Here is a 15,435-nt window from a genome sequence, read left to right as displayed (position 1 = left end):
CCTGATTCAACGGAGTCCCCGATGCCTACCGTCAAGCTCGCCGACGGCGAACTGAACTACCTCCTCGAAGGCCCGGCCGGCGCGCCGGTGCTGGTGCTGTCCAACTCCCTGGGCACCGACCTGCACATGTGGGACGCGCAGATCCCGGCCTTCACCCGGCACTTCCAGGTGCTGCGCTACGACACCCGCGGCCACGGCGCCTCGCTGGTCAGCGCAGGCCCCTACAGCATCGAGCAGCTCGGCCGCGACGTGCTGGCCCTGCTGGACGCGCTGAACATCGCCAAGGCCAGCTTCTGCGGCCTGTCCATGGGCGGCCTGATCGGCCAGTGGCTGGCGATCAACGCCCCCGAGCGCATCGAGCGCCTGGTGCTGTGCAACACCGCCGCCAAGATCGGCACCCCGGAAGTCTGGAATCCGCGCATCGACACTGTGCTCTCCGGCGGCGCCCAGGCCATGCGCGACCTGCGCGACGCCTCCATCTCGCGCTGGTTCACCGCCGACTTCGCCGAGGCCCAGCCGGGCAAGGTCGAGCCCATCGTGGCCATGCTGGCGCAGACCTCGCCGGAAGGCTACGCGGCCAACTGCGCCGCGGTGCGCGACGCCGACTTCCGCGAACAGCTGGGCGCCATCCGCGCGCCGACCCTGGTCGTCTGCGGCAGCGGCGACCCGGTGACCACCACCGAGCACGGCCGCTTCATGCAGGAACGCATCCAGGGTGCCGAACTGGTGGAATTCCACGCCGCGCACCTGTCCAACGTCCAGGCCGGCGAGGCCTTCAGCGACAAGGTGCTGGCCTTCCTTCGCGCTTGATGCGCCTGTCTTGCCGACTGCACCGAGGTGCTTTCGTAGGATGGGTTGAGCTTGCGAAACCCATGCTGCCATGGTGATGGGTATCGCTTCGCTCAACCCATCCTACGGGGTGCCAACCGCGGTGTGTCCATGTAGGAGCGCGCCCTGCGCGCGATTCGCGGGCAGGGCCCGCTTACGTAGCAGGCGAGCATGGATTCTCGTAGGAGCGTCTTGGCGTAGCCGGCTTACGGCATCGGCTCGGATTTCTCGGCCACCTGACGCAGGGCCTTTTCGTAGTAGTCGGCCGATTGCGCGCCGGAGATCAGCTGGCGGCCGTTGATGATCACCGCCGGCACGGCGCGGATGCCGTGGCTGGTGAAGAATTCCTCTTCCTCGATCACTTCGCTGGCGTAGGCGTCGCTGTCGAGGATCTCGCGGGTGCGCACCGGGTCCAGGCCGATGCCGGTGGCCAAGTCCAGCAGTTCCTCGCTGTCGCTGACGTTGCGCCCTTCGCCGAAGTAGGCGTGCAGCAGCGCCTGTTTCAGCGCCAGGTCGCGGCCCTGTTCGGCGGCCCAGTGCAGCAGGCGGTGGGCGTCGAAGGTGTTGTAGATGCGCTGGCGCTTGTGCAGGTCGAAGTGGAAGCCGACTTCCTCGCCGAAGTCGCGGATGCGCTTGTGGTTGCTGGCGATGTCTTCGGCGCTGCTGCCGTACTTGCGCTGCAGGTGCTCGACCAGGTCCTCGCCTTCGGCGGGCATGTCGGCATTGAGTTCGAAGGGCTTGATCCGCAGCTCGACGTCGATCTCGCCGTCGACGCGCTGGATGGCTTCGAGCAATCCGCAAAGGCCGATGGCGCACCAGGGGCAGACCACGTCTGAGACGAAATCGAGGGTGATGGCTTCGCGCATACGGGCGATCTCCGCCTTGGGGTTTCGGTGTTCAAGCATGGACCTTTTTGCCCCGGGTGATCCAGTGCCGGTGGGGCGTGGCGTAGCTACTCCTCTCTGATGACTTTAGGTTTTATTTTTATCTATTTGATATATAAGGAATATTTCTATTCTAGAAATGACTTTAACTCAGGCGTGCTTCCAGCTGCCCGGGTACAGGCTACAGGCCTTGCCCTACCTGGGCTCCGGCGCGATGGCGGGATGCGGAGGAAGTGACTGGGCGTGAGGTTGTTTCTCTATATCAATCATAAGCTATTGATATTCAATAATTTATCATGCGAATGCGCAGGCTATTCCTGCCGGAAATTGTATGTTCGACATTAGAAATTGCATGCAACATACTGAAAATAAAGGAATTATTTTCGAGGTTTGCTAGCTGTCCCGCCCACGCCCCGGCAACCCGCCCTCACTCGATCGCCCGATCGAGGAAACCCAGGAATTCGACGATGGCGGCAGGCAGATGGCGCCCCTGCAGGGTGACGATCTGCAGCACGCTGGCCTGCATGGTGTCGTCTGCCACCGGCACCGCGACCACGCCTTCGGGCAGGTTGCCGCCCCGGCTGCCCAGGGAGCTGATGAACATCAGCGTCCCGGCCGCCAGGGCGAAGGCCTTCAGGCTTGCCATGGAGTTGGTGGCGAAGACCGGCTCCATGGACAGCCCCTGGGTGGCCAGCGCGGTGTCGACCAACTGGCGTTGCGTGCGCTGCTGGTCCGGCAGGGCCATGGGCTCGGACGCCAGGTCGGCCAGGGTGACCTGTTCCCGCGTGGCCAGTGGATGGTCGCGCGGCACCAGCACGTGCATCGGCCGGCGCACGATGCGTTCCACCTTCACCCCGGCCGGCGCGGAATAGCTGTAGGTGATGCCGATGTCGGCGCTGCCGTCGCCGACGCGCGCGCAGATGTCCGCCGAGTTGCCCACCCAGACGTGGAAGCGCACGCCCGGGTAGGTGCGGCGGTAGTCCGCGAGTATCCGCGGCAGCCAGTCGATGGCGAAGCCCTCGTAGGCCGCCAGGCGCACCAGGCCGCGGTGCGGGCCCTGCAGTTCGCGCACGTCCGCCAGGGCCCTTTCGGTGTCCAGGGCGATGCGCCGGGCGCGCTGCGCCAGCAGTTCGCCGGCCGGGCTGAGCAGCATGCCGCGCGGCCGCCGTTCGAACAGCTCGACGCCCAGCTCCTGCTCCAGGCGGGCGATTTGCCGGCTGATCGCCGAGCCGGAGACGTGCAACCGGGCCGAGGCCTCGGTGATGGAGCCGCTGCGGGCCACTTCCAGGAAGTAACGCAGGGCTAGATGCTGCATGGCGGTTGTGCTTTGCATAAAAGGCAAGGGTGGCTGCGAATTAATGAAATTGTGGCATCGCGCGCGGACTGCTAACAATCCTCGCCGACAGACCGGGCAGAACAACAACAACGAAACCCCTCTGGGAGATCATCGATGTCCGTATTCACCGGCGAGGCGATTGCCGAGGCCACCGCCATCCGCCAGCAACTGCACAGCCACCCCGAACTCAAGTACGAAGAGCACGCCACCGCCGACCTCGTCGCCGCCTTCCTGCGCCGCCATGGCTACGAAGTGCGCACCGGCGTGGCCGGGACCGGCGTCGTCGCGCTGCTCGACACCGGCCGCCCCGGCCCCACCATCGGCCTGCGCGCCGACATGGATGCCTTGCCGATCCTGGAGGACACCGAGCTGCCCTATGCCTCGCGCACGCCGGGCAAGATGCACGCCTGCGGCCACGACGGGCACACCGCCTCGCTGCTGCTGGCCGCCGGCCGGCTCGCCCGGCATCACGACCACCTTCGCGGGCGCATCAAGCTGCTGTTCCAGCCCGCGGAGGAAGGCGGCCTGGGCGCCGAACGGATGATCGAGGAGGGCGCGCTGGAGGGCGTCGAGGCCATCTTCGGCTACCACAACCGCCCGGGCTATCCGCTGGGCCGGGTGTTCGCCAAGGCCGGGCCGAGCATGGGCGGCAGCTCGCTGTACGAGGTCACCATCAGCGGCAAGGGCGGCCACGCCTCGCGCCCGGACCTGGCCATCGACCCGATCTTCGTCGGCGCGGCGGTGGTCCAGGCGCTGCAGGGCGTGGTCGGCCGCCGCCTGTCGCCGCTGGAGTCCGGCGTGGTGACGGTCACGCAGTTCCATGGCGGCAACAGCCAGAACGTCATCCCCGGCCAGGCGACGCTGATGATCAACACCCGCGACGGCTCGCCGCAAGCCGCCGCGGTGATCGACGAGACGCTGCGCCGCGTCGTCGCCCAGGTCTGCCAGGCCCATGGCGCCAGCGCCGAGCTGGTGCGGACGATGCGCATCCCGGCGCTGGTCAACGACGCCGACGAAACCGCGTTCGTGGTGGAAACCGCCATCGACGCCCTCGGCGCGGACAAGGCGGGCTACATGCACCAGCTTCCGACCATGGGGGCGGAAGATTTCGCTTTCTACCTGGAGAAAGTGCCGGGTTGCTATTTCTTCGTCGGCAACGGCGAGGACGGCGCCTACCTTCACCATCCGCACTACGACTATCGCGACGAAATCCTGCCCGTCGCGGCGGGGATGTTCGTCGCCATCGCCGAGCGGCGCCTCGGGACCAATCCCTGAGCGAAGGCACTCACGGGCCCGCGCCGCGCCGCCATCCTGCGGCGGCGCCGAGGCGGGCCATCCGGCAACCCGTGCAGGCCAGCTTCGCCGCGCCCCCGAGCGGCCGGCGGCTGGCAAAGGAAAATTCACCATGCAGCGTTTCTTCAACGCCATCGAGCGGGCGGGCAACAAGCTCCCGCATCCGGTCGTCCTGTTCGCCTGGCTGTGCCTGGGCGTCGTGCTCCTGTCCTGGGCGCTGGCGGCGTCCGGGGTGTCCGGCGTCCATCCCAAGACCGGCGACCTGGTCACGGTCAGGAGTCTGGTTTCCGGCGAGGGCCTGGTCTTCGCACTGACCTCGGTGGTCAGGAACTTCGTCAGCTTCCCGCCGCTAGGCGCGGTGCTGGTCATCCTGCTGACCATCGGCGTGGCCGACAAGACCGGGCTGGTCGGGGCGCTGATGCAGGTGAGCGTGATGAAGGCCCCGCGCTACCTGACCACCTTCGTCATCTTCCTCGTCGGCATGTGCAGCCACGTGGCCGCCGACGCGGCCTTCGTCATCCTCATCCCGCTGTCGGCGATGATCTTCCAGGCCACCGGGCGCAACCCCCTGGTCGGCGCGGTGACCGGCTTCGTCGCGGTGGGGGCGGGCTACGATGCCAGCCTGCTGATCACCCCGACCGACGTGATCCTCTCCGGGATCACCACCAGCGCCGCGCAGACGATCGACCCCGCGGCCTACGTCTCACCCATCGACAACTACTATTTCGTCGCCTGTTCCGCCGTGCTGCTGTCGGTGATCGGCGCCTTCATCATCGAGCGCATCGTCGAGCCCCTGGCCGGCCCGTACCGCGGCAGCGTGGTGGTCGACATCCAGCCGATCAGCGCGCGGGAGCTCAAGGGGCTGAAGCGCGCCGGCTGGGCGGCGCTGGTGCTGGCCGCCCTGGTCCTCGCCGCGGTGCTGCCGGCCGGCTCGCCGCTGCGCAACGCCGAGGGCGGGCTGGTGCCTTCGCCGTTCCTCACCAGCGCGGTGGCCGTTTTCGCCATCTTCTTCCTGGTCCTGGGCTGGGTCTACGGCCGCAGCGTGGGGAAGATCGGCGACGCCCGCGATGCCATCGGCTTCATGGCCGAGGCGATCAAGGAGCTGGCGCCGACCCTGGTGCTGTTCTTCGCCATCTCGCAGTTCCTCGCCTGGTTCAAGTGGACGCACCTGGGCGAGTGGATCGCCGTCGGCGGCTCGCACCTGCTCGACAGCAGCGGCTTCGGCGGCATCCCGCTGGTGCTGGCGTTCCTGGGCCTGGTGACGCTGATGAACCTGTTCATCACCTCGGGTTCGGCGCAGTGGTCGCTGATGGCCCCGATCTTCGTGCCGATGCTGATGCTGGTGGGCTTCGAGCCGGCCTTCGTGCAGGCGGCGTACCGCATCGCCGATTCCTCGACCAACATAGTCACGCCCATGAGCCCCTACTTCAGCCTGTGCCTGGCCTTCCTGCAGCGCTACCAGAAGGATGCCGGGATCGGCACCCTGGCGTCGATGACCATTCCGGTGGCCCTGGGCTTCCTGCTGTGCTGGACGCTGTTCCTCATCCTCTGGATGGAGCTGGGGCTGCCGATAGCCCCCGGTGTGGGCCTGTATCTCGACTGAACGAGGGCCGGGCGAGCGCGCGCCCGGCCCGCGGCTTCAGAAGTCGACGGTGGCGGACACCCGCAGGGTGCGCGGCTCGCCCTGGGTCAGGTAGCCGCCGATGGTGGAGGCCCAGTAGTCCTCGTTGGCGACGTTTTCCAGGTTGGCGCGCAGGGTCACCTCGCGCTGCTCGACCTTGAAGCGGTAGCGGGCGCCCAGGTCGACGCGGGTCCAGGCCGGGATGCTGAGGTTGTTGGCCTGGTCCAGGTACTGGCCGCCGGTGCGCAGCAGGCGGCCATTGAGCGCCAGGCCGTCGAGGCCGGGCACGTCCCAGTCGGCGCCGAGGTTGTACTGGAAGCGCGGCACGCCGATGGCGCGGTTGCTGTCGTTGGCGCCGCCGGCGGTGTTGCGCAGCTCGGTGTCGATCCAGGTGGCGCCGGCCAGCAGGCGCAGGCCTTGCAGCGGTTCGCCGAACAGGTTCAGCTCGACGCCGCGGTTGCGCTGTTCGCCGTCGACGCTGAAGACCTTGGTGTCCGGGTCGGTGATGCTGGTGGGCTGTTCGATGCGGTAGAACGCCAGGTTGCCGCCGTAGCTGCCGAAGTCCAGCTTGGCGCCCACTTCGATCTGCTTGGAACGCTGCGGGGCGAACACCTCGCCGACGTTGACTGCGGTGGAGGGCGCGGTGGGGCCGGCGGCCAGGCCTTCGATGCGGTTGGCATACAGCGACAGGTAGTCGGTGGGCTTGACCACGATGCCGTACACCGGCGTGGTGATGGACTCGCGGTAGTCGGCGTTGCGCACGCCGGCGTAGTTCCAGCCGTCGGTGCCGATGCTCTGGCGGCGCACGCCGAGGGTCAGCAGCACGCGGTCGTCGAGAAAGCCCAGGGTGTCGGAGGCGGCGGCGCTGCGGTTGCGCGTCTTGCCGACGATGCCGGGGTCGTTGTAATCGCCGCCGGAGTAGGTGGTGGCTGGCTTGGCAACCTGCACGGGGCGGTACAGGTTGGCCGGGTACTTGCTCAGGGCCATGCGGTAGGCGCTGCGCTGCTCGGCCCAGATGCCGGCCAGGCCGAGGTTCAGCTGGTGGCTCACCGCTCCGGTGTGGAAGCGGCCGTTGAGGCCGGCCATGGCGCTCTTGTTGTCCTCGTCGTGGGTGGCGTCCATGGTGCCGCCGCCGGCGGTTCCGGCGTTGTCGCTCAGGGTCAGCGAGGAGTAGCTGCCGTTCTCGCGGGTGTGCTTGGCACCGCCGGAGAGGTAGACCGTCCAGTTGTCGTTCAGGTCGTACTCGCCGCGGAACATGCCGTAAGTGTCTTCCAGCTGCGAGTAGCTCCAGGCCTGGCCGTAGTTGCTGTCGGCGTCGGGCGCGTGGGGGATGCTGGTGACGCCGCTGCCGACGTAGACCACCGGGCGGCCCTGGTTGATGCGCTGCTTCTGGTAGCCGAAGTCGCTGCTCAGGCGCAGGCGTTCGCCGCGGTAGTCGAGGTTGACGCTGGCCAGCTTGTAGCGCTGGGCGTTGTCGTCGATGGCGCTGTCGCCTTCGCGCTGGGCCAGGTTGAGCCGCGCGCCGAAGCGGTTGTCTTCGCCGAAGCGCTGGCCCAGGTCGAGGTGTTCGCCGACCTGGCTGTCGCTGCCGTAGTCCAGGGCGAAGCTGCGCGTGGGGACGTCCTCGGCGTGCTTGGTCTGCAGGTTCACCGCGCCGCCGATGCCGCTGCCGCTGGGCGTCACGCCGTTGATGAAGGCGTTGGGGCCCTTGAACAGCTCGACGCGCTCCAGCGACTCGGTGCCGATGATCTGCCGCGGCGTCACGCCGTACAGGCCGTTGAGCGAGACGTCGTCGGTGCTCAGCGGCAGGCCGCGGATGACGAAGATCTGCGAGAAGTTGCCGTAGCCGTTGCCCTGGCGCACCGCGGCGTCGTTGAGCAGCACGTCGCCGACGGTCTGCGCCTGCTGGTCCTTGATGGCCTGCGCGGTATAGCTGGAGAAGGCGAAGGGCACGTCCTGCATGTCCTGGTTGCCCAGCATGCCCAGCCGGGCGCCGCGGGCCACCTGGCCGCCGGCATAGGCCGGCGGCAGTTCGCCGGGGGCCTGGGCCACGGCGCTGACGGTGGTGGCGCCCATCTCCAGGGCCTCGCCGTCCTGGGCGATGGGCTCGACGCCGTAGCCGCTGGGCTTGCGCACCAGGCGGTAGCCGCTGCCTTCCAGCAGGCGCATCAGGCCGTCCTCGGCGTCGTAGCTGCCTTTCAGGCCGTCGCTGTGGCGAGCGTTCAGCGTGGCGGCCTCGAAGGCCAGGGGCACGCCGGCCTGGGCGGCGAAGCGGGCCAGCACCTCGCCCAGCGGGCCGGGGGCGATGTCGTACTGGCGCTGCACGCTGGCGGTTTCCGCGGCCAGGCCGGGCAGGGTGGCGCCCTGCAGGGCGAGGCCGATGGCCAGGGCGAGAGTGTGGGGCTTCAGGCGGAGGCGGGTGGTCATGCGGTGATCCTGTCGGCGCGAGGAGTGAATGGGGTGTTTCCTCCTTCACCGGACGAGCAGGAAAAAGGTGTCATGGCGGATGAAAAAATTTTCGGGGGTCGTTGGGGCGGCGTAGCGGCGGGGTTCAGGCGGGCTCCAGAGTCACCCAGTAGCGCGTCAGGCTGCTGACCTTCAGCGGCAGCATGTCGGCCAGCAGGCGCAGGCCGGCGTCGTCGTTGCCCAGGGGGATGGCGCCGCTGACGCGCAGCCCGGCCAGCTGGGGCGCGCAGCGCAGCACACCGTTGCGGTAGCGGCCCAGTTCGGCCAGCAGGGCATCCAGGCGCATGTCCTGGGCCAGCAGCATGCCGTTCTCCCAGCTGCTGGCATTGGCGTCCGCCGGCTGCACGGCTTGCAGGGTGCCGGCGCTGAACAGCAGTTGCTGGCCGGCCTCGACCTGGCGCCGCACGGCGGTAGCGAAGGGCTCCACGGCGACGCTGCCTTCCAGCACGGCCACCCGGCATGCCTCGCCCAGGTCGCGCACGGCGAAGCGCGCGCCGGCGGTGCGCAGCAGGCCCTGGCGGCTTTCCACCAGGAACGGCCGTGGCTCGGGCGCCGGGTCGGCGTGGGTGGCGACGAGGATTTCGCCATCGAGCAGGCGCAGGCGGCGTTCCCGCGGGCTGAAGCGGATGTCCACGGCGCTGCCGGTGTTGAGCGTCAGCAGGCTGCCGTCGGGCAGTTGCACGCGCTTGCGCTCGCCGGTGGCGGTGCGCTGGTCGGCGCTCCATTCGGCCCAGGGCAACTGGCGCGCGCCCAGCCAGGCCGCGGGCGCCACCGCCAGCAGCAGGCTCAGGCGGTTGAGCATCTGCCGCCGGCTCAGGCCGCGCTCGCCCAGGCGTTGCAGGCTCTGCCGGCCCATGCCCGGCGGCAGCTGCTGCAGGCCGCCGAGCAGGCTTTCGGCGCGGCGCCAGGCTTCGGCGTGCTGCGCGCTGCGTCCGCGCCATTGCTCGATGGATTGCTCGATGGCCCGCAGGTCGGCGGCGCTGGCCGGGCGTTCGCCCAGGCGCACCAGCCAGTCGGCGGCTTCGCCGAGAATGCGCGGGTCCAGCGTCTGCTCGTGCATCAGGCCAGGCTCAGGCAGGCGATGAAGGCCGCGCGCATGTAGCGCTTGACGGTCGCCAGGGACAGGCCCAGGCGCTCGGCGATGGCCGGGTAGGTGAGGCCGTCCAGCTGCGCGAGCAGGAAGGCTTCGCGGGTGAGTGCGGGCAGTTCGCCCAGCGCCGCATCGATGCGCTCCAGGGTTTCCAGGATCAGTTCGCGGGCTTCCGGGCCGGGGGCCAGTTCCTCGGGCAGCGCGGAGAGGGCTTCGAGGTAGGCGCGTTCCAGCTCCTGGCGGCGCCAGCGGTCCACCAGCAGGCCCTTGGCGATGTGGGTGAGCAGGGCGCGCGGGCGTTCGCCGACCTCGCTCAGCGGCCGGCGCAGCAGGCGCAGGAAGGTGTCCTGGGCCAGGTCGGCGGCATCCCAGGCGTTGCCCAGGCGGCCGCGCAGCCATTGCTGCAGCCAGCCGTGGTGGCGTTCGTAGAGGGTGTGCAGGTGCTGGTCGGCGGAGGGTTCGGCGAATGCCACGGTGTCGTGCGCCAGATGATCATTTGCGAATGACTCTCATTTTATGTCGGTTCCGCCGCACGGCGCAATGCCGCGATGCCGCAGCCGGTCGGCGCATGTGCCGGGCGCCGTCATCGGCACTGGAATTGCCGCGCAGACGCGCTACCTTGAGCCTGTCCCGAATGCATAATTCGAGGGTTTGCCTTCTTCGGCGGACGGCTTTGCCGTTCGCGGTCGAAACCTCAAGTCATCCAGCAGAAACGGAGCACATCATGGCTCGCACCACGCCCATCGAGCTTTATCGCAACATCGGCATAGTCGCGCACGTGGACGCCGGCAAGACCACCACCACCGAGCGCATCCTGTTCTACACCGGGGTCAACCACAAGATGGGCGAGGTGCACGACGGGGCGGCGACCATGGACTGGATGGTGCAGGAGCAGGAGCGCGGCATCACCATCACCTCGGCGGCCACCACCGCCTTCTGGCAGGGCTCGACCAAGCAGTACCCGCACAAGTACCGCTTCAACATCATCGACACCCCCGGCCACGTCGACTTCACCATCGAGGTGGAGCGCTCGCTGCGCGTGCTCGACGGCGCCGTGGTGGTGTTCAGCGGCGCCGACGGCGTCGAGCCGCAGTCCGAGACGGTGTGGCGCCAGGCCAACAAGTACCACGTGCCGCGCCTGGCCTACGTGAACAAGATGGACCGCCAGGGCGCCGACTTCCTGCGCGTGGTCGAGCAGATCAAGCGGCGCCTGGGCCACAACCCGGTGCCGATCCAGCTGGCCATCGGCGCGGAGGAGAACTTCAACGGGCAGATCGACCTGGTGAAGATGAAGGCCATCTACTGGAACGACGACGACCAGGGCACCAGCTACCGCGAGGAACCGATCCCCGCCGAGCTGCAGGCGCTGGCCGAGGAGTGGCGCGCGCACATGATCGAGGCCGCCGCCGAGGCCAACGATGAGCTGATGAACAAGTACCTCGAGGGCCAGGAGCTGAGCCTGGAGGAAATCAAGGCCGGCCTGCGCCAGCGCACCCTGGCCAACGAGATCGTCCCGGCGGTGCTGGGTTCCTCGTTCAAGAACAAGGGCGTGCCGCTGGTGCTGGACGCGGTGATCGACTACCTGCCGGCGCCCTCGGAAATCCCAGCGATCAAGGGCACCCACCCGGACGACGAGGAGAAGCACGACGAGCGCCACGCCGACGACAACGAGCCGTTCTCCTCGCTGGCCTTCAAGATCGCCACCGATCCCTTCGTCGGCACCCTGACCTTCACCCGCGTCTACTCCGGCGTGCTGAGCAGCGGCGACGCGGTGCTCAACTCGGTGAAGGGCAAGAAGGAGCGCGTCGGGCGGATGGTGCAGATGCACGCCAACCAGCGCGAAGAGATCAAGGAAGTGCGCGCCGGCGACATCGCCGCGCTGATCGGCATGAAGGACGTCACCACCGGCGACACCCTGTGCGCCATCGACAAGCCGATCATCCTCGAACGCATGGACTTCCCCGACCCGGTGATCTCGGTAGCGGTGGAGCCGAAGACCAAGGCCGACCAGGAGAAGATGGGCATCGCCCTGTCCAAGCTGGCCCAGGAGGACCCCTCGTTCCGCGTGAAGACCGACGAGGAGACCGGGCAGACCATCATCTCCGGCATGGGCGAGCTGCACCTGGACATCATCGTCGACCGCATGCGCCGCGAGTTCAACGTCGAGGCCAACATCGGCAAGCCGCAGGTGGCCTACCGCGAGGCGATCCGCCGCAAGTGCGAGATCGAGGGCAAGTTCGTCCGCCAGTCCGGCGGGCGCGGCCAGTTCGGCCATTGCTGGATCCGCTTCGAGCCGGGCGACGAGGGCAAGGACGGCCTGGAGTTCCACAACGAGGTGGTCGGCGGGGTGATCCCGCGGGAGTTCATCCCGGCGATCCAGAAGGGCATCGAGGAGCAGATGCAGAACGGCGTGCTCGCCGGCTACCCGCTGATCGGCCTGAAGGCCACGGTGTACGACGGCTCGTACCACGACGTCGACTCCAGCGAGATGGCCTTCAAGATCGCCGCCTCCATGGCCACCAAGCAGCTCTCGCAGAAGGGCGGCGCGGTGCTGCTGGAGCCGGTGATGAAGGTCGAGGTGGTGACCCCCGAGGACTACATGGGCGACGTGATGGGCGACCTGAACCGCCGCCGCGGCCTGATCCAGGGCATGGAAGACACCCCGGCGGGCAAGGTGATCCGCGCCGAGGTGCCGCTGGGCGAGATGTTCGGCTACGCCACCGACGTGCGCTCGATGTCCCAGGGGCGCGCCAGCTACTCGATGGAGTTCACCAAGTACGCCGAGGCGCCGGCGAATATCGCCGATGCCATTGTGAAGAAGAACAACGGGTGAGGTTTGCGGGGTGAAGAACGGCGCCCGAGGGCGCCGTTTTTCATTGGGGCGGGATGCGATGCCTCATGGTGACTGCGGTTCGCGAGCAAGCTTGCTCCTACGAGAAGCCGTGCCCCCAGGGGACTGTAGGAGCAGGCCCTGCCTGCGAATCGCGCGTAGGGCGCGCTCCTACAGGGCGTGGTGTGGGTGGGGCGGCGTAGGAGCGGATCTTATCCGCGATCCGCGCCGGAACGTCCGGCTATCGCGGACAAGGTCCTAGGTTCCAGGAAGCACGGCTTTTCGTAGGATGGCGTTGAGCGAAGCGATACCCATCGCCGCGACCGCATAGGTTTCGCAAGCTCAACCCATCCTACGAAGAGCGCCTCGGCGCAAGACAGTTGCTCCTATACCTTGCAGCCGCTCCATCAGGACCGATACAGCATCGGCCTGCGCAGCCGCAGGTAGCTGTAGCCCTCGCGGACCATGGCGATGCGTTCCGGCTCAAGGTCGGCGATCAGCAGTTCCCCGGCCTGTTTCGCCCGGGCCATCACCTGGCCGTCCGGGGCCACCACGCAGCTCAGGCCGCAGTATTCCAGTTCGCCTTCGCTGCCCTGGAAGTTGGCGTAGGCGAGGAACACCTGGTTCTCGTAGGCGCGGGTGGGCACCAGCACCTGGCAGACGAACTCGTAGGGGTGCATGTTGGCCGTCGGCACCAGCACCAGGTCGGCGCCGGCCAGGGCCAGGGTGCGCACGGCTTCGGGGAACTCGACGTCGAAGCAGATCAGCAGGCCGAGCTTCCAGCCGTCCAGCTCGACGATCGCCGGCGGCTCGTCCGAGGGGCTGAACTGGTCGCGGTCGAGGTCGCCGTACAGGTGCGTCTTGCGGTAGTTGGCGCGGCGCTCGCCGTGGCGGTCGATCAGTTGCACGCTGTTGAACGGCGCGCCGGCCGGGTTGCTTTCCGGGTAGCCGTAGAGGATGCCGACGTCGAACTCCCGGGCGATCCCCGCCACCGTCTCGGCGATGGCGCCGTCGGCGGCTTCGGCCAGGGCGGCGACGCGTTCGGCGCCGATGTTGTAGCCGCTGGCATACATTTCCGGGCAGACCAGCAGGTCCGCGCTCTGGGCGGCCGCGCGTTGCGCGGCCTCGCGCAGCCGGCGCAGGTTGCCGGCGAGGTCGTCGGGCCCCGGGGGGCACTGGTAGAGGGCGAGGCGCATGGCGCTTCCTCCTTGGTCAGTCGGGCAGGGCCACGGGGCCCAGTTCGGCATAGCGGTCGCCGGGGCCGGGGTTGTCCGGGTGGGTGGCGCCGCCGAAGTGGTGCAGGATGCCCCACACGGCGTTCAGCGAGGTCTGTACCGCGCCTTCGACCCAGGCCGGGGTCCAGGATACATCGTCGCCGGCGATGAAGATGCCGCGCTGCTCGGCGGGCAGGTCGTCCTGCATGAAGTGCGAGTACATGCGGTGGTTGTAGCGGTAGTGGCCAGGCAGGGCGCCCTTGAAGGCGCCGAGGAAATGCGGATCGGCCTCCCAGGACACGGTGATGGGGTTGCCGATCACGTGGCTGGCGATGTCCACCTTCGGGTAGACCTTCTTCAAGGCATCCAGCGCAAGCTGCACGCGCTTCTCCACCGGGTGCGGCAGCATCTTCATGGCGTCGCTCATCCAGGAGTAGGACAGGCAGATCACCCCGGGCTTGTCGTCGCCGTTGTCGAACAGGTAGGTGCCGCGGGTCAGGCGGTCGGTGAGGGTCATGCTCATGACGTCGCGGCCGGTCTGCGGGTCCTTGTCCTTCCAGAACGGCCGGTCGACCATGACGAAGGTCTTCGACGACTGCATGTAGCGGGTGCGGTCCAGGGCCATCCACATCTTCTGCGAGAACAGCGCTTCCTCGCATTCGATCTGGGTGGTCAGCAGCCAGCTCTGGCAGGTGGTCAGCACCGCGGCGTATTCGCGGGTGTCGCCCCAGTAGTCGGTGACCGCCAGGTTGCCGCTGGCGGCGCGGGCGATCTTCTTCACCCCCGGGCGCGGCGCGCCGTTGTGCAGTTTGGCCAGGGAGGTGCCGGCCGGCCAATGCGCGCAGCGCTCCGGCACGTGGTTCCAGATGCCGCGCGGCACCTGCTCGACGCCACCCACCACCAGGTGCTGGTGGTCGTCGCAGTTGGTCATCACCACGCGGAAGATTTCCAGCATGGAGTTGGGGAAGTCCGAGTCCCAGCCGCCGGTGCCGAAGCCGACCTGGCCGAAGATTTCGCGGTGGTGGAAGGACAGGCGCGAGAAGGCCTTGGAGGTGGCGACGAAGTCATAGAAGGTGCGGTCGTCCCACAGCGGCACCAGTTCGTCCCACAGCGCCTTGAGCTTGACGGTGTCGCGTGCGCGGATGGCGTCCTGGATCTCGGAGAAGCGCGCGCCGTCCTCCAGGGCGTCGGCCCAGGCCTGGGCGACTTCGCGGAAGATCTGCGGCAGGTCGTCGATCTTCTCCGCGTAGTGGCTGGTGCCTTCCAGTTCCACCACGGTGCTGCCGGAGGCCGGCGTCAGCGGGTTGGGGAAGGGCCTGGTCTCAAGGCCCAGCTTGTCCACGTAATGGTAGAAGGCCGTGCTGGAGACCGGGAAGCGCATGCCGCCGAGTTCTGCGATGACGCCCTCGGCGCCCTCGAAGGGCTCCGAGCGCAGCCGGCCGCCCAGCTTCGAGGCCTCGTAGACCACCGGCTTCAGGCCCAGCTTCATCAGTTCGTAGGCCGCCACCAGCCCGGCGATGCCCGCACCGACGATGGCCACTTCCTGGCCATGGTTGTGCGCCGGGATGCTGCCCAGGCCCGCCGGGTGCTCCAGCCAGTCGTCGAAGGCGAAGGGGAAGTCCGGGCCGAAGATGGTCACCGGTTGCTTGCCGGGGGTATGGGGGTGGCGGTTGTTGTGCATTTATCTCTCCCAAGGATTCTGGCGTGCCTGGCCCTTGTTCCAGCATTGCCCAGGCAGGTGTCTCTTGCACCGCCGCACGCGCTCCGCGGCGGGCCTTCCGATGGATGGCGCGAACGCGGAGAGGGCAAGCCTGGCCAGGCTTGTCGGCCGGCCCTGGCGGGCCGGCGCTGGTGCACATGGTGGCAAAGCCGG

11 protein-coding genes are annotated in these 15,435 nt (G+C 68.1%); 4 read left to right on the top strand and 7 right to left on the bottom strand.

Going from position 1 to position 15,435, the window contains the following annotated elements:
* The first annotated feature begins 21 nt into the window (after positions 1–21).
* Entirely contained in the window at positions 22–810 is a 789-nt protein-coding gene (gene pcaD / locus FG99_RS25520) for a 3-oxoadipate enol-lactonase (RefSeq protein ID WP_043272919.1), read from the top strand.
* Positions 811–1,034: 224 nt separating this feature from the next.
* Here pcaD and FG99_RS25515 read toward each other — a convergent pair whose 3' ends face one another.
* The gene (locus FG99_RS25515; protein WP_043272918.1) at positions 1,035–1,694 is read right to left on the bottom strand and encodes a DsbA family oxidoreductase; all 660 of its coding nucleotides are present in this window, start codon (positions 1,692–1,694) and stop codon (positions 1,035–1,037) included.
* A gap of 445 nt (positions 1,695–2,139) precedes the next feature.
* Positions 2,140–3,027, bottom strand: coding sequence for a LysR family transcriptional regulator (locus tag FG99_RS25510; protein WP_009620393.1), 888 nt, complete (start codon positions 3,025–3,027; stop codon positions 2,140–2,142).
* Positions 3,028–3,162: 135 nt separating this feature from the next.
* Here FG99_RS25510 and FG99_RS25505 point away from each other — a divergent pair, with 135 nt between their 5' ends.
* A complete protein-coding gene (locus FG99_RS25505; RefSeq protein ID WP_043272916.1) occupies positions 3,163–4,323 on the top strand; it encodes a M20 metallopeptidase family protein in 1,161 nt (386 codons plus the stop codon).
* Between the two features lie 130 nt (positions 4,324–4,453).
* Positions 4,454–5,944 (top strand): AbgT family transporter, encoded by a 1,491-nt coding sequence (locus tag FG99_RS25500; RefSeq protein WP_043272915.1) that lies wholly within the window; start codon positions 4,454–4,456, stop codon positions 5,942–5,944.
* Between the two features lie 36 nt (positions 5,945–5,980).
* Here the strand turns inward: FG99_RS25500 and FG99_RS25495 are convergent, their stop codons facing one another.
* The 3 genes from FG99_RS25495 to FG99_RS25485 all read right to left on the bottom strand — a co-directional run bounded on the left by FG99_RS25495 (position 5,981) and on the right by FG99_RS25485 (position 9,991).
* Positions 5,981–8,389, bottom strand: coding sequence for a TonB-dependent receptor (locus tag FG99_RS25495; RefSeq protein ID WP_043272914.1), 2,409 nt, complete (start codon positions 8,387–8,389; stop codon positions 5,981–5,983).
* A gap of 124 nt (positions 8,390–8,513) precedes the next feature.
* Positions 8,514–9,488 carry a FecR domain-containing protein gene (locus FG99_RS25490; RefSeq protein WP_043272913.1) on the bottom strand — a complete coding sequence of 325 codons (975 nt, stop codon included), beginning with the start codon at positions 9,486–9,488 and terminating at the stop codon, positions 8,514–8,516.
* The gene (locus tag FG99_RS25485; protein ID WP_043272912.1) at positions 9,488–9,991 is read right to left on the bottom strand and encodes a sigma-70 family RNA polymerase sigma factor; all 504 of its coding nucleotides are present in this window, start codon (positions 9,989–9,991) and stop codon (positions 9,488–9,490) included. The genes FG99_RS25490 and FG99_RS25485 overlap by 1 nt, the downstream gene beginning before the upstream one ends.
* A gap of 251 nt (positions 9,992–10,242) precedes the next feature.
* Here FG99_RS25485 and fusA point away from each other — a divergent pair, with 251 nt between their 5' ends.
* On the top strand, positions 10,243–12,351 hold the full coding sequence (fusA, locus tag FG99_RS25480; protein WP_043272910.1) for an elongation factor G: 2,109 nt from the start codon (positions 10,243–10,245) through the stop codon (positions 12,349–12,351).
* A gap of 404 nt (positions 12,352–12,755) precedes the next feature.
* Here the strand turns inward: fusA and FG99_RS25475 are convergent, their stop codons facing one another.
* Both FG99_RS25475 and FG99_RS25470 read right to left on the bottom strand, forming a co-directional pair.
* Entirely contained in the window at positions 12,756–13,544 is a 789-nt protein-coding gene (locus FG99_RS25475; RefSeq protein WP_009621791.1) for a carbon-nitrogen hydrolase family protein, read from the bottom strand.
* Positions 13,545–13,560: 16 nt separating this feature from the next.
* Positions 13,561–15,243, bottom strand: coding sequence for a flavin monoamine oxidase family protein (locus tag FG99_RS25470; protein ID WP_043272908.1), 1,683 nt, complete (start codon positions 15,241–15,243; stop codon positions 13,561–13,563).
* Positions 15,244–15,435 lie beyond the last annotated feature (192 nt).

Origin of the sequence: Pseudomonas sp. AAC, assembly GCF_000725445.1 — a bacterium.
Taxonomy (GTDB): Bacteria; Pseudomonadota; Gammaproteobacteria; order Pseudomonadales; family Pseudomonadaceae; genus Pseudomonas; species Pseudomonas citronellolis.
This window is presented reverse-complemented; position numbering and strand designations above follow the sequence as displayed.